Source organism: Marinimicrobium koreense, assembly GCF_003762925.1.
Lineage (GTDB): Bacteria > Pseudomonadota > Gammaproteobacteria > Pseudomonadales > Cellvibrionaceae > Marinimicrobium > Marinimicrobium koreense.
The window spans coordinates 1,401,954-1,420,989 of the sequence record NZ_RJUK01000001.1; the positions used below are offsets into that span (position 1 = coordinate 1,401,954).

Consider the following 19,036-nt stretch of genomic DNA (forward strand, 5'->3'; position numbering starts at 1 on the left):
TGGCAGGACAGGTACACACTGAATGAGCAACCACTTTAGCAGCGATATTCTCGTTATCGGATCCGGTGCCGCCGGTCTGACACTGGCATTGCAACTGGCCCGGCACGGACGGGTTCACGTGCTGAGTAAAAATGCCGTCAACGAGGGCTCAACCTGGTTTGCCCAAGGCGGCATTGCAGCGGTGCTGGACGATGACGATTCCATCGAAGCCCATGTCAGCGATACGCTCAATGCTGGCGGAGGCCTTTGCCATGAAGACGCGGTCCGGTTTACCGTTGAGCGCAGCAAAGGGGCCATTCGCTGGCTGATTGACCAGGGGGTCAACTTTACCCGGGAAGGTGGCAACGGCGGTTACCACCTGACCCAGGAGGGCGGCCACAGCCACCGGCGCATCATTCACAGTGCCGACGCCACCGGTGAAGCGGTGCACAGCACGCTGATCGACCGGGTGCGCGCCGAGCCCAATATCGAACTGTTTGAGGACCATGTCGCACTCAACCTGATCACCCAGGCCGACAAAGGCTCACCCAAGCTGCGCTGCACCGGCGCCTACGCGCTCAACCGTCGCGACGACCATGTGCACGTGTTTCAGTCCCGCGTGGTGGTACTGGCTACCGGAGGTGCCAGCAAGGTCTATCTGTACACCAGCAACCCCGACAGCGCCAGTGGCGACGGGATTGCCATGGCCTGGCGGGCGGGCTGCCGGGTCGCCAACATGGAGTTCAATCAGTTTCACCCGACGTGCCTGTACCACCCCCGGGCCAAGACCTTTCTGATTACCGAAGCCCTGCGTGGTGAAGGCGCCTATCTGCGCCTGCCCAGTGGTGAGCGTTTCATGACCCGGTTCGACGAGCGCGCCGAACTGGCGCCGCGAGACATTGTGGCCCGGGCCATCGACCATGAGATGAAGCGTCTGGGCTGCGACTGCCTGTATCTGGATATCAGCCACAAGCCAGCCGAATTCATCAGCGAACACTTCCCGACCGTAAAGGCCCGATGCCTGGAGTTCGGCATCGACATCACCAAAGAGCCAATCCCCGTGGTACCGGCGGCCCACTACACCTGTGGGGGAATCATGGTGGATCACCACGGGCAGACCGATCTGCTCAACCTCTACGCGATCGGGGAGACGTCGTTTACCGGCCTGCACGGTGCCAACCGCATGGCCAGTAACTCATTGCTGGAGTGCATTGTGTACGCCCAGTCCGCCGCGGAGCACATCGGTGAGCGCCTACCCGAAATCGACGCTCCAGAGGCCTCCGCCGCCTGGGACGAGTCCCGGGTAACCAACTCCGACGAGGATGTGATCATCTCCCACAACTGGGACGAACTGCGCCGCTTCATGTGGGACTACGTGGGCATCGTGCGCACCCAAAAGCGCCTGCAGCGGGCGACCCACCGCATCAAACTGTTACAGCGGGAAATCGCCGAGTACTACAGCAATTACAAGGTCAGCAGCGATCTGATTGAATTGCGCAACCTGGCCATGGTCGCCGAGCTGATTATCCGCTCGGCCAGCGCTCGCCGGGAGAGTCGCGGCCTGCACTTCTCCCTCGACTATCCGGAGCGCTCACCCATCGCCCGAGACACCATTCTGGTGCCGATGAATTACGCCGGCCAGAATGTGATTGTGAACAAAGAGTAAGGTGATCGGCGGGACGGTGGCCGCTAGAGGTCAGCGTCCCTCATGCCAACGCCCCATCCGCAACCACACCCGAAGGCGCCGACGGTCGTCGGCACTGGCACTGTCCGGCAGGATGATCAGGGTGTGCACTCGCAGCCCATCGCCTTCACGAAAACGCACCACCTGGAGCCAGGGCCAGATCAGCCATTCACCGCAGGGGAACACCGCAACCACCCCGGAGGCCCCCTCAAGCGTCCAGGAACCGGCGTCAAAGGCCAGCACCGTCACGTCAGAGCGTCGGCCGGCACGCCACCACTCCCAAACCAGCAGCGCATTGAACAGGCACAGGACCATCACCCACCCAATGGAAACACCGGAATGCCCCATAAAGGCAAGCCAGGGCAGTGCCGCCAGAGCGAGTAACAGACACCGATGCAGGCGCCGCAACCAACGCGACGACTGCAGGCGGATGGGCGCCAACCGGCGGTTAGCGGGCGTTGATTCCGGTATTGGCCCGGACAATGTCGACAATCCTTTTCAGTTCAGCGTCCTCGGGATCCTGGCGGTGCAGAAACCAGGCGAACATCTCCTGATCCTCGGACTCGAGCAATTTCCAGTACCGCTCTTTGTCCGCCTGCTCAAGGCCGGGATACACGTTTTCCAGAAAGGGCAGCAGAATCAGATCCAGCTCCAGCATACCGCGGCGACTGCCCCAGAATAGACGGTTGCGTTCCACAGACATCTCCCGTTAGCAACAAGGACCGCAGTATATCATCGCACCGGAACTCTATGAACGATGCAGAGCCGGAGATTGCCCGCCCGAGCCCGGGCCCCGGAACGGGACTCGCACTCGGGCGCTTGCCGGGCTTGGAGCCACCGACGTATCGTTCTATCATGCGCCCTCGGTGATCGGCCCCATCGCCCAGCGGCGCAGGCCAATCACGTTCGAATCGCAACCACGGGAGCGCTCTACCCATGCAGACGGCAACCTCCACCCATTGGCTGACTTTGTCCGACTGGACCCTGATGGCCGTCACCGGTCCCCAGGCCAGGGCCTTTCTCCAGGGGCAGGTCACCTGTGACATTCGGGAGTTGACGCCGGGCGAAAGCCGACTGGGTGCGCACTGCGACCCGAAAGGACGCATGCAGGTGAGCTTTCGCGCCTTGGCCACCGCTGAGGAGCAGGTACTGCTGCGCCTACCCCGCGCCATGGTGGAGGCCACCACCGCTTCTCTGGGAAAATACATCGTCTTTTCCAAGGCCGAGCTGTCCGACGAAACCGGCCACTACCGGTTACGCGGCCTGTGCGGCCCCGATGCCCGCAAACAGCTGACCGAGGCGCTGGTCGAGCCAGCCACTGAGCCGGGCCAGTGGGTGACTCACGACGGAGGCTTTATTGTCACGCTCGACGAGCAGCGGTACGAGTGCTGGCTGACTGAGGCGCAGGCCGAGATCCTCGACCAACACTTCGGTCAGCCGACCGCCGGTAATACCCAGTGGCGGCTGCTGGATATCCGCGCGGGCCTGGGTGAGGTACTGCCGCAGACGCAGGGACTGTTTACCCCGCAGTTGTTGAATCTTACCCGTATCGGCGGCGTCAGCTTCCGCAAAGGTTGCTTCACCGGCCAGGAAATCGTCGCGCGACTGCACTATAAAGGGAAACTCAAGCAACGCATGCGGCGGTTGAGCGCCGCCTGCAGCGATCCCGATGCCCTGCTGCCGGGCACGCTCCTGCACAATGGCGACGGGAAGAAAATCGGTGATCTGGTAACGGCTGCCCCGAGCGGGCCCGATACCTGTGAGTGCCTCGCCGTGATCGAAGACAGCGCACTGGAGGGAGAGATCCAGATCGACCACACTTTCCGGGCCGAACCGCTATCATTACCCTATACTGTCGAATAAACTCCAATGGTTGGCCGTCCAGGAAAGCTGGCGGCCTATGAAAACCCTGAAGACCGGAAACAGGAAGCCCCATGAGTCATGTTGTTGAACGCGTCCGAGACGAAATCATCAGTGCCATCAAAAACGATCAACTGGTCCTGCCCACCCTGCCCGAGGTGGCCTTACAGGTTCGTGAAGTAGCGGACGATCCGGACGCCAATCTGGATCAACTGGCCAAGGTGATCGGCAATGATGCTGCGCTCAGTGCCCGCATCATCCGGGTGGCTAACAGCCCCCTGCTCAGAGGCAACCGCCAAATTGAGGATCTGAAAACGGCACTGGGCCGCCTGGGCATGGAATACACCTGCAACCTGGCCACCGGCCTGGCCATGGAGCAGATGTTCCAGGCCACTTCGGATCTGGTAGACAGCCGATTGCGGGATGTGTGGATGCGCTCAAGCGAAGTGGCCGGCATCTGTCATGTACTGTGCCGTCACTACACCAAGCTTCAGCCGGACAAGGCCATGCTGGCGGGGCTTATTCATAAAATCGGCGTACTGCCCATTCTGACCTATGCCGAGGAGCACTCCTCGCTGCTGACCGACAGTCTCACCCTGGACCGGGTGATCGATGAACTGCAGGGCCCGCTGGGAGACATGATCCTGAAAGTCTGGGAGTTCCCAGAGGAGCTGATTCACGTACCCAGCCGGCACATGAAATTCGACCGCAAGGCCGACGCCGCCGACTACGCCGACCTGGTCACGGTCGCCCTGCTTCAGAGTCATATGGGCGACGGCTCCGCCCTGGGCGAGATGGACTACCAGAGCGTCACCGCGTTCGAGCGACTCGGTATGGACCCGGATATGCAGTCAGCCGAAGCGGAAGACCTGAGCGACGAAATGGCGGCCGCCATGATGGCGCTACAATAACTCGCCGATCAGGCGCCGTCACTGTAGAGGCGGCGCACCTCATCCCCCAGTATTTTGGCCCCCTCGGCAACCCGCTCCGGGGCCTGACAGTAAGTCACGCGTAGACATTCCTGCCGATGCCCCCACGGCTCTTCCAGCCCCGGAAAGAAGTGCTCACCAGGCACCACCAGCACACCCCGTGCCTTGAGGCGCTCGTACAACGCCATGCTGGAGATGGGTAGCCCTTCGAACCAGAGCCACAAAAAGAACGCGCCCTCGGGACGATGAATACGAACCGGCAGGCCAGCCAGCTCCCGTTGAAATACCGCCAGTGCCGACTGCATTCGCTGGTGATAGAACGGCCGGATGACCTCGGGCCCCAACCGAAACAGCTCACCCCTAACCAGCAACTGTTGCGCCAATGCGGGCCCCAGGTTGCCGCTGGCAAGGCTCAATACCGTATTGGCGCGGGCAAAGGCCTGAATGATCTCCGGCCGGGCAACGACAATGCCCGTGCGCGCCCCGGGCAACCCCAGCTTGGACAGGCTCAGCACCAGTATGGTGTTGTCATTCCAGAAGGGGCGCATGGACGGATAAACGATATCGGGAAAAGGCGCCCCATACGCTACGTCCAGAATCAACGGCAGATCGCGCGCCCGGGCCAGCGCATCGAGGTGATTCAGCTCGTCTTCGGTCACCAGGTTCCCGGTCGGGTTGGTCGGCCGTGACAGGCACAAGGCGCCAAGATCATCATCCAGGGTCAATCGTTCAAAGTCGATGTGATACTTGAACAGTCCCTCGGGTAGCCATTCGATGGCGGGCCGGTTCGCACGGAACAGCGACGGGGCCAGGCCAACATCCGCATAACCCAGATACTCGGGCACCAGAGGCAGCTGTACCTTACGGTACACGCCGTCACTCCCCTCCCCGGCCAACAGATTGAACAACACGAAGAATGCCGACTGACTGCCGTTGGCCACCGCGAGATTCTCTCTGGTGACCGGCCAACCGCAGGTGCGACGGAGCTCCCCAGCCAGTGAATCGAGAAACTCCGGATCACCCTGTGGGGGCTGATAAACACCGAGCATCGGGCGTCGAACGCCGGGGTCGTCCATCACACCCTGAAGGGCGCTGCTCAGCGATGCCTCGACTTCGGGGATGGAGGCGGGATTACCACCGCCCATGAAAATCATCTCGGGATTGACCCGGAGCGCTTCGCCCAGGTCATCCATCAAGGTGACGATACCGGCATCACCCGCCACTTTTTCACCAAATCGGGACAGCTTCATAAGTCGCTCAGATTCCGCTCGCACGAGACGCAGGATGCTCGGAAAGACGGGCCTCCCGGTTCTTCTCCGTGGCCTCTTTTTCCAGAGCCGCGTCGAACAGTTCCGCGAAGGTCATATCCAGCTGCTCCCCGGAAAACCCTTCTATGCGTTTGAGGCGCTCGTGCAACTCCGGGTACCAGGGCAGCTTATCCAGGTCGAGACAGGGGTCGGGCAAGACTTTTGGCAGTCTGAGCAACGGACCCAGCTCCCGGATGCGGCGGCGATGCAGATCTCGGCAGAGGACGAAATCCCCCTGATTGGTCACTGCAATCCAGTGCTCTCTCTGCAGAGCCGAACGAATTCGCTGCCACTGGTCCGAAGCCAGGCCAAGCTGCAACAGCTCACTGTCTTCCAGCCCCCGGCCATCGAGACTGCGGCGATAAAAATGCCACAACACCACCATGGCCGCCACCAGATCCGGGTAACCCCGATCCCGCAACGCGATCTGGTAGACACCGATGGTATGGACCAGCACGGCGCCGGCCAAAATCACAATCCAGGTCAGGTTTACCCACAGCAGAAACAGCGGAACAATGGCAAAGGCACCGTAAATCGAGCTGAGCGCGGAGTTGGCGACAATAACGCCGAACACCGCTTTGAGCAGCTCAAACACCAACCCCGTCACAACCCCGCCGATCAACGCATGGCGGATGGGCACCCGGCAGTTGGGCACCGCAGCGAACAGCAGAGTGAAGGTCGCCGAGGTCAGCAGCCAGGGAGTGAACTCAAAAATCCAGGTGATCAGTCCAAGCGCCTCGTAACCATCCATGAACAGCCGCAAGGAGGCCAGGTAGGTGCTCATGGCCAGACCGACGCCGAGCAGCAGTGGTCCGAGGCTCAGCACCGCCCAGTAGAGCAGAAATTTGGAAATGCCCCGGCGGCCACGCACAATGCCCCACACAGAATTGAAGTTTTTCTCGATATTGGCCAGCATGAAATAGGCCGAGGCCACCAGAAACACGACGCCCACAATGGTCAGGCGGCGGGCCTGTTGTGAGAATTCCCGCAGATGACCGAGCAACTCCTGGCCGGTTTCAGGTACCATATTGGCAAAGATCAAATCCTGGACTTGCTCGCCCAGCCCCTGGAAGGCCGGAATGGCGGAGAACATGGAATAGGTCACCGTCATCAGGGGCACCAGAGCGAACAGAGTGACGTAGGTCAGTTGCGCGGCGCTTTTCTGGCAATCGGTGTCTTTCAGTTGCTGCCCGATCATCTGCAAAAACTGCCATGTCAGGCGCAGATAGTGGCGACGATTTTCCGCGTTGAACAAGTCCCGCATAATCGGCATTTCCTGTTGTAAAACCTGGGTGCAAAGACCAGGTACCGTATTGAAGGGAGCGTATGATCACACTGTACCACAACCCCCATCGTCTCAAGCCCGGACAGGTCCCCCTATGCCCTACGTTCTGATTCTTTACTACAGCCGGACCGGTTCGGTTGCTGCCATGGCCCAACAACTGGCGCGGGGCGTGAGACGCGTACAAGGCATTGAAGCCCGGTTGCGCACGGTACCGCCGGTTTCCGCCGACACGCAGGCGAGCGAGCCGGCCGTACCCGCGGACGGGGCGCCTTACGCAACGCTGGACGACCTGCGCCACTGTGCCGGGTTATTGCTCGGCAGCCCGACGCGTTTTGGCAATATGGCCGCACCGCTCAAATACTTTCTGGATAGCACCAGTGGCCTCTGGGTCAATGGAGACCTGATTGACAAGCCCGCTGCGGTGTTCACCTCCACCTCGACGTTGCATGGTGGTCAGGAAAGCACGCTGCTGTCGATGATGCTACCGCTGCTGCATCATGGCATGGTCTTGATGGGCCAGCCCTACAGCGAGCCGGCACTCACCCACACCCGAAGTGGCGGCACGCCTTACGGTCCGTCCCACTGGGCCGAGGGTACCGAAGCGACCACCTTGAGCGAACACGAAACCACCCTGTGTCAGACCCTCGGGCAGCGCATGGCGCTGTGGGCGCTGCGCGGCCCCCGAGCTGACGACACCCCGACCGCAAGCGGAGATTGATTGTATGGGAATGGCTCCTAAACCTCCGGAAAATACTGAACAGGCGCAACACATCAAGCGCAAACTGTCAGTTGCCCGCACCCTGGTGCTGGCCACCTACTCAGGACTGCTCCTGATGTTCACCCTCCTGACACTGTTCAAGGCCGAGCCCAACTGGCCGCTATGGATCGTGCAGGTGGTCCCGCTGCTGATCTTTGCGCCGGGGCTGAAGCGTGGCTATCATCGGACCTATAGCTGGCTGTGTTTTGTGGTGCTGCTGTATTTTACCTGGGCCGTAACCAACACGCTCTCGCCACTGGCCTACTGGCGCGACTACCTGGCGGTGGCGCTGACCGTGATACTGTTCTCCAGTGCCATGATGGCCAGCCGCTGGCGTCAGCAATGGTGGCTCTGGGAAAATCGCCACTGACTGCCGCTTGATAACCACAACCGCCCATACCCCAGGATCGAAAGGACCGACACCGTGACCTACGACGACCAGACTCCCCCTCCCGCCCGCAAACGCCGTGGGTTCATTCGCCGGTTTTTTGGCTTCATCGGACGAAGTATCAGTTGGTTGCGGGTGGTATTGGGCAATCTCCTTTTCCTGCTGATAGTGCTGTTTATAGTGCTCGCTTTGCTGCCCAAAGAGCCTCTGGTGTTACCGGACGAATTTGCCCTGACCCTTGCACCGACCGGTTACCTGGTGGATGAGGAAAGCTACGTCGATCCCGTAAACATGCTCCTCAGCGGCAGCGATGACGCCCCGATGGAAACGCCGGTTCGCCCCCTGATTCAGTCCATCGATGCCGGGCGCACGGATCCGAGAGTCAGCGGTCTGGTGTTGGAGCTGGACGGACTTCTGGGCGGCGGAATAAGCAAGCTCGAAGAAGTCGGCGCCGCCCTGCAGCGATTCAAGGACAGCGACAAGCCAATCATCGCCCTGGGCAGCCTGTACACCCAGGAGCAGTACTACCTGGCAAGCTATGCCGATGAGATATACCTGGATCCGATGGGCTCGGTATTGCTGACCGGTTACGCCAACTACCGCAACTACTTCAAAAGTGCCATGGACAAGCTGTCCGTGAACTTCCACGTCTTCCGGGTGGGCAAATACAAAGACTTTATCGAGCCCTATACCCGGGATGACATGTCGCCCGAGTCCCGGGAGCACAACAGCGAGTGGCTCAACCAACTCTGGGGCGTGTATACCAGCCGCGTGGAAGCACTACGCCAATTACCCAGCGGCGCCGTCAATGACTACATCAGCAACATGGATGTTCAACTGGCCTCGGTGGGCGGTGACAGCGCGCAACTGGCCCTGGAATCTCAACTGATCGACGGGATTCTGAGCCACCGAGAGCGTCAGCAATTGCTGACCGAACGCTTCGGTCACAGCGACTACGGCGATCATTACAACGGCGTAGGCCACCGAACGTTTTTGGCCGATGTCCGTCGCCAGTCCCCGAAGCCGGCCGCCGACCGGGTCGGCCTGATTGTCGCCTCCGGCACCATTTCCACCGGCGAGCAACCCGAAGGCAGTATTGGCAGCGACAGCTTTCTGCAGCGGCTGCAGCAGGTCCAGGATGACCCGAACATCAAAGCACTGGTTATCCGCATCGACAGCGGCGGCGGTAGCGCCTATGCCTCCGAGGTGATTCGTTCCGAAATCGCCGCACTGCGGGCGGAGGGTATGCCGGTCTTGGTCTCCATGGGCAGTATGGCCGCCTCCGGGGGCTACTGGATGGCCGCGGGTGCCGACGAAATCTGGGCGACGCCCACCACGTTGACCGGCTCCATCGGCGTATTCGGAGCCCTACCGACCTTTGAGGACAGTCTTGAGAAAATCGGCATCCATGTCGACGGCGTGGGCACCACGCCGTTGGCCGGTTCCATGCGCCTGGATCGCACACTCACCCCCCAGGCCAACCGGATCATTCAGCAGACGGTGAACCACATTTATCAGCAATTTATCGACCTGGTGGCCGAGGCCCGGGGACTGACGCCCGAACGGGTGGATCAACTGGGTCAGGGGCGCGTGTGGACAGGGGCCACCGCTCAGGAATTGGGGCTGGTGGACCGGCTGGGCAGCCTGGAAGACACCCTCGCCGCCGCCGCAGAGCACGCCGAGCTGGACGACTACGAGGTGCGTCAGATCACCCGCCCACTGGCACCCTATGAACAGTTTCTCAAGCAGCTCAGTGGCAGCGCCGTGAGCGCCTGGATGCCGCGGGTATCGGGACCGGAGTGGTTGACGCCGAAGTTGAAGAGCCAGCTCGCACCGCTCCTGGAACCATTGCGGATGTTGAGCGAGCTTGATGATCCAAGAGCCGTGTACGCACGCTGTATGGAGTGTCTGGCGCCCTAGTCGCCCCGCACATACCGCTGACTCAACCGGGTCAACAGCGTCGCCGCCACGCCAATGGCCAGCCATACGGGGTCTACCACTATCGCGAGAAAGACCCCGTCAACAATCCCCATGGCCGCGATCATCCAGGGAATGACGGGAAAACCAAAGCCGTCTCGACGACTGTTCTCCCACCGCGCCACCACGGTGACCGCCAGGGTGTAAACTGTCTGAATACCGCCCGCCAACCACACCAGTGCGGGCACCTCCCCCACCAGGGCCACCGCCGTCACCGCGTAGACCCCGAGCCGGGTCAACGCCATCAGAAACACCGTACTCCAGTGCTTCTTATGCAACGCATCGTAAAGAACAATCACCAGCAATAGCGCCAGCCCCGCCAAGGGCGCCCGATCGTCCGGCGCAAAAAACAGAAACACAAACCCCGTAGCAAACAGCCCCAACGCGATACTCAACACCTGCCGCGGTCGAACCCGCCCCGAAGGAATGGGACGATAGGGCTGATGCTGGGTATCCCAGTCCCGATCACAATAATCGTTCAGCGTCATACCACCGGCATAGAAACAGGAAATGGCAAAGACCAACAAACCGATCGTGTAACTCCCCCCCACACTGGCGCTGACCAGCACGGCGGTCGTAAGAATATTCATCCAGATGGTTGGCAAGTTACTTACGCGACCCAGTGCTAACAGAGTTTTTAGGGAAGACATAACATTCTCAAATCGGTTAAAGGTTAACGTTGGCACTGAGGCCGTGCGTGGGGTATACCGTTTGTAGACTCTCGGAGACATGGATGTCGACGAGAAGCCCCCATGGATGGGTTCACGGCGGGTCTACAAACGGTATACCCCACGCACGGCCGGACTCGCAGCTAACACCCCACTTAAAGGAGCACAGCGAGCGCAAAGCAGCGCCGGTCATTCTCCAATAGTTGGCTAATCAAACAGATGTTTCAGCATCAGATCGCAGATATCGGTCGCCGGCACTCGCCCGTTGGGAATCAACTGCGGCTCCGTACTCATCAACAATGGCAGCGACTCCGGCGAACCATCACTCACCCCATGGGAACCTTTCACCAACTCCGGCGCAACGGCAATCACATCCATCACATAGCGAAAGCCCAACTTCTTCTGAGCCACCCGACGCGCCGCTTTCAACTTTGGAAAACGAAGCCTAGGATCAAAAAACAGCTCACAGGGATCAAACCCCGGCTTGCGGTGAATTTCCACCTGATGGGCGTAATCCGGCTGACGGTCATCGTTCAGCCAGAAGTAATAAGTAAACCAGCTATCGGCCTTCGCCAGCAGAACCAACTCACCGCTGCGCTCATGATCCAACCCCAGCTCAGCCTGTTCGGTTTTATCCAGAATCCGATCAATGCCTTCAACCCCTTCAAAAATCTTGCGAACCACCGGAATATCATCGGGGTTATGCACATAGACATGGGCAATCTGATGGTCCGCCACGGCGAAGGCGCGACTGCTGAAGTAATCCAGATACTCTTTACCCAGGTCCACCTTGACCGAGACCATTCCCGCCTCGCGCAGCAGGCGGTTGGGGTGCACGGCCCGGTGAACCTTTTGAATGCCGTACTCGGACAGCACCATCACGCGGCAGCCGCGTTGCTCAAAGAAGTCGAGCAGATCGCCTACCAGGGTATCGATTTCTTTCAGATCCTGAGCGATATCGCCGTCCGGCCCTTCTTTCTGGAGGACATAATCGAGGTGTGGCAGGTACACCAGTTGCAGGCTCGGTTGTTTTTCTTCCTCAATGTACTTCGCCGCATCGGCAATCCACTGGCTGGATTTGATGCTGGTCATGGGCCCCCAGAAGTTGAACAGCGGAAAGTTGCCGAACTTTTCACTGAGGGTATGGCGCAGTTCCAGCGGGCAGGTATAGCAGTCCGGCTCTTTGCGACCATCAGCCAGATACAACGGACGCGGCGTCAGGGTCCAGTCGGCGTCGGTGGCCATGGCGTACCACCAGAAGGTATTGCTGCAGGTAAAATTCGGATCGCGTTGTTTCGCCAGGTGCCACACTTTGGGACTCTGCACCAGCTTGTTACTTTGTCGCCAGAGCCAGACTTCGTTCATGTCTCGAAAGTACCAACCATTAGCCACAATACCGTGTTCTTTGGGGGGCTTGCCGGTGGTATAAGTAGCTTGGGCAGTACAGGTCACGGCGGGGATTACCGGCTCAATATCAGTGGCCTTATCGCGCAACTTATTGAGGCTGGGGGTATGTTCGCCCAATAACTTTCTTGTCAGGCCTACAACGTTCAGGACAACAGTTCTGTGCATTTCTATACTCGTATTTTCGGCTTGGTGAGGAGCGAGCCATCCGTAGGGCGGTTCAAGACCCGCCGTAAACCCATCCCTGGGGGCTTCTCGTCGACATCCATGTCTCCGAGAGTCTTGAACCGCCCTACGGATGCCTCGCTTGCACGTTTCTAGCGTAATTCTATAAAGATCTTGAACAGACTCCGGACCGATTGCGTCAAACGTTCAGTCACAATCCAGTAGTTGGTTCACCCACACTAGCTCACGAGCGATACTCTCCCCCACCGAATCCGTTTTAAGGTGTTCGGGTAAAACACCGAAACTATAGGTCTCCACTTCAAGAGGAATCTGGGCATCCAGTTTGGGGAGTAATGTTTTGAGAAAGCCCTGGGTGGTGCCGCAGTCGCCCAGGTGTTCGAGGAAGATCGGTACGTGGAAATGGACCCGGCACTCGGTTGGCGTCAAACCGGCGTCCACGGCGGCTTCGAATTCGGGCAAATCGGGGAAGGCGTGTAGCGTTCCATCGTCGGTGCGGGCGATGGCCTGGTGTAAGTAGACCGGCTCGTTGAAGCCTTTGAGGTGTTTGACTTCTTCCGGAGTGTCGGCCTGTAAAGCGCTGGAGACCTGGACTTTGGCGATGGGGATTTCGGCTTCGGCCAGGCGCTGCAGGCAGGTGGCCGGGTCCTCGAATTCGACGGCCTGATGGCAGCAGTCGAAGCAGACGCCCAGATGGGCGTTTTCGGCCATGCTCAGACGCGGGCGCAGGCGGCGGAAGAAATCCAGCAGTTCATCGGTGGTTTCCAACACGCAGGCCGGTTCGGGTTCGATGGCAAGCATCAGGTGTACGCCGGTGCTCCGCTTCAAGTTCGCGAAATGGGCAAGCACGTCCTGGATGTGGTCGAGCACGGTGTTCCAGTCTTCCGGTTCAAAGCCCTGTTCGAAGGCGACCGGCACGGTGGATATCGACAGCTGTCGGGCGTCCGGTTGCAGTTGTACGGCGATATCGCCGAGCTGACGGGTGTAGCGCACGCGCTCCTGATCTCGCCAATCCGGCCGATAGACGTTTTCTTTGACCCGCTCGTTGTGGAAGGCGCCATAGGGAAAGCCGTTGATGGTCAGCAGGTAGGCGTTGTGCTGGCGACACCACTGCTGAAATTCCGCAACGGCCTGGGCGTCCACTTCCGCCGCCGCTTGACCGGCGATGCGCAGCCCCAGGGGAAAGGGGCGCTGGGCGTCATCACCCAGTCGCTCCATCACTTCCAGTCCATGGCTGTTGAGGTTGTGCATCACATCGGCCCAGCCTTCGCCCGGGTGGATGTTGCTGCAGTAGGTGAGTGGCGCGTTCAGCTTGGCCATTGGTTCTCCAGCAGTTGCCGACGGCACTGGTGCATGGTGTCCAAGTCAATGTGGTCCACTTCTTCCGCTTCGCCCGCCGACGTCAGCAGGGTAATGCACAGCTCGCCGCCCAGGTGTTCGCGAAAGCCCTGCAGGGCCGCATCGATATCCAGTGCTTCGAGGGCCGGATGACGCAGGGTGAAGCCCACGGCTTCGAGCGTGTCGCGAATGGCCAACAGGGTGCGCGTATCAATTGTGCCCATGGCGTGGGAGTACAGCGAGTCCAGGGCGATGCCGATGGCCACCGCTTCGCCATGGCGCAGCTCGGAGTTGGAGAGCTCCTCCATCCGGTGCGCGCCCCAGTGGCCGAAATCCAGCGGTCGGGCACTGCCCTGCTCGAAGGGATCGCCACTGGTGCGGATATGGTTCAGGTGCAGCTCGGCACAGCGGGCGATCATATGCTCCATCGCCTTGGGTTCGAATTCCCCCAGGCGATGGCGCGCTTCATGCAGCCAGTGGAAGAACTCACCATCGCGAATCAGCGCGACTTTTACCGCCTCGGCGATGCCACAGCGGCTGTCCCGCTCGGACAGACTACTCAGCAGGTCATAGTCGTTGATCACAGCGTAGGGCGCTGCAAAGGTGCCCAGGTAATTTTTCCGGCCCCGGTAGTTGATGGCATTCTTTACGCCGATGCCGGCATCGTTCTGGGCCAGTACTGTGGTGGGCATACGGATCAGTCGGATGCCGCGGTGCGCGGTGGCCGCCGCATAGCCCATGGCATCGATTACGGCACCGCCGCCAATCACCAACGCGAAACTGTGCCGATCAATGCGGTCGGTTTGGGTGCGCTGATAGAATTCATCCACTTCCACCGGATCGTTCTTGCAGATCTCGCCGCCGCGCACCATAAGAGGCGGTTCAATCAGCTCAATCCGGTCCGCGTGCGCCTCGGCATAAGCGCGCATGCGCTCTACCAGATCCGGGTGCCCTTTGAGCACCTGATCATCGATCACGGGCAGAACCCGGTGACGTTTTTTACCCGCAAAGGCGAGCACTTTGAGCAACACATCGCTCTCGGGGTTGAAGGTGTCCCGGTTGAAGTACACCGGGAACTCGTGGGTCATGGTAAACGCCTGGTGAATCTGCCACATGAGTTGCTACCGCTTCTTCTGCAATCAGTTGGGCACCGGCTCATCGACGCGGGGTTGTTGGCCGCGCAGCACAGTGTTGTCGTTGTAGGATTGGCGCTGGTCGATTACCGCCGGCCGGGACAGCTCGTCGATATCGATCTGACCGGACTGGGCGTAGGCGTCCAGGGCGTTCTGCCAACAGGTCAGTTCAATGGCTTTCTCTTCGATACCGCGCTCGCGCATCAGGTTGGCGGTCTTCGGTACCGACAGCGGGTCGCTCACGCCCCAGTCGGCGGAGCTGTCGACAATAATGCGTTCCGGCCCGTATTTACGGACCACTTCCACCATCCGCTCAGAGCCCATCTTGGTGTTGGGATAAATGGTAAAGGCTGCCCAGGCGCCGCTGTTCAGCACGTCGTCCACCGTCTCTTCGTTGTTGTGGTCGATCACCAGCTTTTCCATGGGGACGCCGATTTCCCGCGCCACATCAATGGAGCGGATGATGCCGTTTTTCTTGTCCCGGTGGGGGGAGTGGACCATCACCACCATGTCGTGCTCGACGGCGAATTCCAACTGCCGCTGATAGATGTACTCTTCCGCCGGGGTGATTTCGTCGTAACCGATTTCGCCAATCGCCACAACGCCTTCTTTCAGGGCAAAGTTGGGCAGAATATCGAGTGCCTCACGGGCCAGGCCTTCGTTATTGGCCTCTTTGGAGTTGATGCCGATGGTGCAGTAGTGCGCGATCCCGAACTGGGAGGCGCGGAATCGTTCCCACCCCACCAGACTGGCAAAGTAATCGATAAAACTGCCCACGTTGGTGCGCGGCTGGCCCATCCAGAAGGCCGGCTCGATGACCGCGCGAATGCCCGCGGCGGCCATGTTCTGATAATCGTCGGTGGTGCGACTGCTCATATGAATATGCGGGTCAAAGTACTGCATAAGCACGCCTCTGTTATTCGGGTACGTTATTGATCAAGCGGACGGCCGCTCGGCGAACAGGGGCGCAAACTGCGCCTGTTCGGAGCGCCCTGCGGTCGCGTTTTGCCAGTAGGGTAACACTTTCGGGTCGGCCGGCTCGACCGACGCCAGCCACTGCGTCTGCCCGGCACGGGCAGCGCCCAGCAGCATCGCCTGCTGTTCAGTCGTTGTGGCCTCTGACCAATGCTGCTCCAGAAGCTGGCGGACCCGCTCCGGGTGATGAGGGCCCAGGCAAAGCCAGAGCCCCAAGTGGTAGTGGCGCCCGGCGCTGTGGCGCTCTTCGGCCCAGTCCAGCGCCATCCGGGTCAGCTCCGGGGTAAGTCGCTGATCCAGCCCGGATACCCGGTACAGCGGGCAGTCCAGAAACAGCGCCTTGATCACTAACTGGTGCCAGGCGGTATCATCGAAGTGGGTGACCGGATAGGGCGAGTCCAGGGCAACGGCTTCAAACACCGTCAACATATTGGTACGGCAGGCTTCGGCCGCCCGCCAGGTAAACCGCTCGCCGCGCGGCAGCAGGGGCAGGCTGCGGTAAAGAGCGCAGGTTTCCCCCTCGTCGGCAAAGCGGAACAGCGCCTCGAACTCCTCGGCAAAACTCGCCTGCGCCAGGTCGGGGCGCGCCAGAATCAGGTTGATGCGCAGCAGCTCGAGCCGGTTCCAGGCACGGGGACTCCAGCCCGGCAGCGCGCCTTCAGCGGCGGCCAGCTCCGTGTCGGTCAATCCCAGGGGCTGGCGTTTAGCGTGCCGGCTGGCCATGGCCAGGAGGTTGGCAAAGGTCTGACCCTGGGCACCGTCGGCCACCTGGCCCTGAGCTTTGGCCCAGAAAGCCCGGCCGGACTCGGTCAGGTGCTCATCCAACAACGCTTCCAACAATTGATGTACTGAATGCTCCGATGCCACTGCCACTACCTATAAATCATATAATTAGACGATGGATTATACGCAAACGGTCAAGGGTAATCGAGTCACCCCAAGAAGGTAACCCCGGAATCGTAAGGAATCGTTTAACCGGACGTTCACAATTGCAATTCAGGGCATTTTCGGCAAAGCTTGCGCCTTTTAACAACCCGAACGACACGCCTATGCCTTCCAAAAAGCTCAACAAAGGTTCTTCCGGCCAGAATCGCAAAGCCAGTGAACAATATATGGACAAGTTTCGCCAAAAGCCCGGCGTTCAGGAAACCGATTCCGGACTGCTCTACCGGGAAGTGGAGCCCGGCCAGGGCCTGACGCCCACCATGGACGACAAGGTGGTGGTCAACCAGCGCATTCAACTGGTCAACGGCAAGGTGATTGGCGACACGTATCAGGAGGGAATGCCCGATACCTTCTGGATGAAAGAAGCCATCGCCGGCATTCAGGAGGGGTTACAACTGATGCAGGAAGGCGCTCGCTACGAGTTCGTGGTGCCCCCGGAGTTGGCCTGGGGCAAGAAAGGTGTGGGCAACAAAATCGGGCCCAATGCGGTACTGATCTTCGACCTGCGCCTGATGGAAGTGGCGTTCGACTAGCACCGGCGCGGCGTCGCGCTGCGCCGGTGCCCGCCTGGCATGCTACAACTGCAGTGGTTCGCCGTTGAGACTCACGGACTCGGTCTCGATGGAGGAGACATTTTCCAGAATACCCAGCTCATCAGCATGTTTGATGGTGACATCGTGTAACGTCACCCCGCTGATGGGCGCGCGCTCAAAGCCGCGCAGATGGAACACCCGCTCGGCATTCTCTACCACCATGTTACTGACATGGAGATCCTTCACCTCTGGCAGGTAGTCCCCGGCATCCCCCTCCTCATAGTAGAAGTTGATCACAAAGACATCTTTCACCTGTCCGATCACAATATTCCGAATGGCGATATTCTCGATCAGCCCGCCACGCACCGAATTGGTCTTGATGCGCACCGCGCGGTCCAGCACCGGGCTGTCCATATGACAGCGACGGGCAAACACATTGCGCGCACCACCCGAGATTTCACTGCCAATGACCACCCCGCCGTGACCGGCACGCATCTGGCAATCCTGAATCACAATATTCTGAATCGGCGTGGCCAGACGGCGGCCATCGGCGTTTCGGCCGGATTTGAGTGCGATGCAGTCATCCCCGGTATCGAACAGGCATTTTTCGATCAACACGCGGTTGCAGGACTCGGGGTCGCAACCATCAGAGTTCGGTCCGTGACTGACGCATTGCACACCGCGCACAATCACGTCCTCAGACAGCACGGGGTTGAGCAGCCAAAAGGGGGAGTTACGGATGGTCACCCCTTCGATCAGAACCCGCTTACAGCGGTAGGGCTGAACAAAAGGTGGGCGCAGGTAATTGTCCTCAAACACCCGCTCCTCCACCGGGACACCCTGCTCGGCCATCTCAAACAACGGCGTGCGGGTATGTTTCTGATCCTCTACCGGATCAATGGGCCATTGAGCTCGACTCCAGCGCCCCTTCCAGGGCCACCAGACCGTGTTGGAACCGTTACCCTCCAGAACACCTTGGCCGGTCACCGCGATGTTTTCCTGCTCGTAGGCGTAAATCAACGGAGAGTATCCCATCAGTTCCACGCCTTCCCAGCGCGTCATGACGTAAGGTTTGTAGCGCTCCGGGTCCGTGTAGAAAGACAGCACGGCACCTTCCTGCAAGTGCAGATTGATGTTGGTTTTAAGGTGCACCGGCCCGGTATTGAACTGCCCCGCCGGAATCACCACCCGGCCACCGCCAGCGGCGGCACAGGCCTCAATGGCTTTGGCTATCGGGCCGGTATTATCGGTTTCCCCGTCTCCCTTGCCACCGAACTCCGTGACCAGAAAATCCCGGTTCGGGAAGTCCGTTCGCGCGATATTGTCGATAATGTCGTCTGCCTGCTTCCAGAGCGCCTCATCGCGCCCGACGTAGGCGGGGGAAGTTGGAGAGGTGGTGCTGCATCCGGCCACCGGCATTAAACCCAAGGCACAGGAAGACAGACCCAGCGCCTTCAGGCTGCCGCGTTTCTGTAGATCGATCATGTTTTCTATCCCGTCGGTTGATTGACTTTAATAAGTAGTTGTTATGACTCATCCGTGATCAAGGCCCTGCTCGTGTCGGCAGAGCCAAGGGGAATAGTGAGACAAAGTGATGGGAGTTTCAAGAAGTGTGCAAACGGGAGGATTGCCTGGCGATCTGTCGCACCAAAGGGAGACTCTTACCTTCCGAACACGCATAAAAAAACCCC

General features: G+C 59.8%; 18 protein-coding genes. 7 read left to right on the forward strand and 11 right to left on the reverse strand.

The window, feature by feature from the left end; translation table 11 throughout:
• Positions 1 to 22 precede the first annotated feature (22 nt).
• Positions 23 to 1,645: an L-aspartate oxidase gene (nadB, locus tag EDC38_RS06050; RefSeq protein ID WP_123637730.1), complete on the forward strand. Its 1,623-nt coding sequence runs from the start codon at positions 23 to 25 to the stop codon at positions 1,643 to 1,645.
• A 30-nt stretch (positions 1,646 to 1,675) separates the two neighbouring features.
• Here nadB and EDC38_RS06055 read toward each other — a convergent pair whose 3' ends face one another.
• Entirely contained in the window at positions 1,676 to 2,146 is a 471-nt protein-coding gene (locus EDC38_RS06055) for a protein YgfX (protein ID WP_123637731.1), read from the reverse strand.
• Positions 2,112 to 2,360 carry an FAD assembly factor SdhE gene (locus tag EDC38_RS06060; protein ID WP_024460624.1) on the reverse strand — a complete coding sequence of 83 codons (249 nt, stop codon included), beginning with the start codon at positions 2,358 to 2,360 and terminating at the stop codon, positions 2,112 to 2,114. Before EDC38_RS06060 ends, EDC38_RS06055 begins: the two co-directional genes overlap by 35 nt.
• Positions 2,361 to 2,599: 239 nt before the next feature.
• Here EDC38_RS06060 and ygfZ point away from each other — a divergent pair, with 239 nt between their 5' ends.
• Complete coding sequence (ygfZ, locus tag EDC38_RS06065; protein WP_123637732.1) at positions 2,600 to 3,526, forward strand: CAF17-like 4Fe-4S cluster assembly/insertion protein YgfZ; 927 nt, start codon at positions 2,600 to 2,602, stop codon at positions 3,524 to 3,526.
• 71 nt (positions 3,527 to 3,597) lie between these two features.
• A complete protein-coding gene (locus EDC38_RS06070; protein WP_123637733.1) occupies positions 3,598 to 4,434 on the forward strand; it encodes an HDOD domain-containing protein in 837 nt (278 codons plus the stop codon).
• A gap of 8 nt (positions 4,435 to 4,442) precedes the next feature.
• Here EDC38_RS06070 and EDC38_RS06075 read toward each other — a convergent pair whose 3' ends face one another.
• Positions 4,443 to 5,702, reverse strand: a complete 1,260-nt coding sequence (locus EDC38_RS06075; protein WP_123637734.1) for a valine--pyruvate transaminase — start codon at positions 5,700 to 5,702, stop codon at positions 4,443 to 4,445.
• A 7-nt stretch (positions 5,703 to 5,709) separates the two neighbouring features.
• A complete protein-coding gene (locus EDC38_RS06080; protein WP_170162860.1) occupies positions 5,710 to 7,023 on the reverse strand; it encodes a YihY family inner membrane protein in 1,314 nt (437 codons plus the stop codon).
• Positions 7,024 to 7,138: 115 nt separating this feature from the next.
• Between EDC38_RS06080 and wrbA the strand changes: the two genes are divergently transcribed.
• Genes wrbA through sppA form a run of 3 tightly spaced genes read left to right on the forward strand, consistent with a single transcriptional unit; the run spans position 7,139 to position 10,109 of the window.
• Entirely contained in the window at positions 7,139 to 7,762 is a 624-nt protein-coding gene (gene wrbA, locus EDC38_RS06085; protein ID WP_123637736.1) for an NAD(P)H:quinone oxidoreductase, read from the forward strand.
• A 10-nt stretch (positions 7,763 to 7,772) separates the two neighbouring features.
• The gene (locus EDC38_RS06090) at positions 7,773 to 8,171 is read left to right on the forward strand and encodes a DUF2069 domain-containing protein (protein ID WP_170162861.1); all 399 of its coding nucleotides are present in this window, start codon (positions 7,773 to 7,775) and stop codon (positions 8,169 to 8,171) included.
• Positions 8,172 to 8,225: 54 nt separating this feature from the next.
• On the forward strand, positions 8,226 to 10,109 hold the full coding sequence (gene sppA, locus EDC38_RS06095) for a signal peptide peptidase SppA (RefSeq protein WP_123637738.1): 1,884 nt from the start codon (positions 8,226 to 8,228) through the stop codon (positions 10,107 to 10,109).
• Here the strand turns inward: sppA and EDC38_RS06100 are convergent.
• From EDC38_RS06100 to EDC38_RS06125, 6 genes are all read right to left on the reverse strand, one after another.
• A complete protein-coding gene (locus EDC38_RS06100) occupies positions 10,106 to 10,816 on the reverse strand; it encodes a UbiA family prenyltransferase (RefSeq protein WP_170162862.1) in 711 nt (236 codons plus the stop codon). The genes sppA and EDC38_RS06100 overlap by 4 nt on opposite strands.
• 225 nt (positions 10,817 to 11,041) lie before the next feature.
• A complete protein-coding gene (locus EDC38_RS06105; RefSeq protein ID WP_123637740.1) occupies positions 11,042 to 12,406 on the reverse strand; it encodes an alkaline phosphatase family protein in 1,365 nt (454 codons plus the stop codon).
• Between the two features lie 204 nt (positions 12,407 to 12,610).
• Complete coding sequence (gene eboE, locus EDC38_RS06110; RefSeq protein ID WP_123637741.1) at positions 12,611 to 13,741, reverse strand: metabolite traffic protein EboE; 1,131 nt, start codon at positions 13,739 to 13,741, stop codon at positions 12,611 to 12,613.
• Entirely contained in the window at positions 13,729 to 14,874 is a 1,146-nt protein-coding gene (locus EDC38_RS06115; protein WP_123637742.1) for a 3-dehydroquinate synthase, read from the reverse strand. Before EDC38_RS06115 ends, eboE begins: the two co-directional genes overlap by 13 nt.
• A gap of 24 nt (positions 14,875 to 14,898) precedes the next feature.
• Complete coding sequence (locus tag EDC38_RS06120; RefSeq protein ID WP_123637743.1) at positions 14,899 to 15,795, reverse strand: TatD family hydrolase; 897 nt, start codon at positions 15,793 to 15,795, stop codon at positions 14,899 to 14,901.
• A 33-nt stretch (positions 15,796 to 15,828) separates the two neighbouring features.
• Positions 15,829 to 16,734 carry an EboA domain-containing protein gene (locus EDC38_RS06125; protein ID WP_123637744.1) on the reverse strand — a complete coding sequence of 302 codons (906 nt, stop codon included), beginning with the start codon at positions 16,732 to 16,734 and terminating at the stop codon, positions 15,829 to 15,831.
• Between the two features lie 182 nt (positions 16,735 to 16,916).
• Here EDC38_RS06125 and EDC38_RS06130 point away from each other — a divergent pair, with 182 nt between their 5' ends.
• Positions 16,917 to 17,345 (forward strand): FKBP-type peptidyl-prolyl cis-trans isomerase, encoded by a 429-nt coding sequence (locus EDC38_RS06130; RefSeq protein ID WP_024460638.1) that lies wholly within the window; start codon positions 16,917 to 16,919, stop codon positions 17,343 to 17,345.
• A gap of 42 nt (positions 17,346 to 17,387) precedes the next feature.
• Here the strand turns inward: EDC38_RS06130 and EDC38_RS06135 are convergent, their stop codons facing one another.
• Positions 17,388 to 18,830 carry a glycoside hydrolase family 28 protein gene (locus tag EDC38_RS06135; protein WP_123637745.1) on the reverse strand — a complete coding sequence of 481 codons (1,443 nt, stop codon included), beginning with the start codon at positions 18,828 to 18,830 and terminating at the stop codon, positions 17,388 to 17,390.
• Between the last annotated feature and the right edge of the window lie 206 nt (positions 18,831 to 19,036).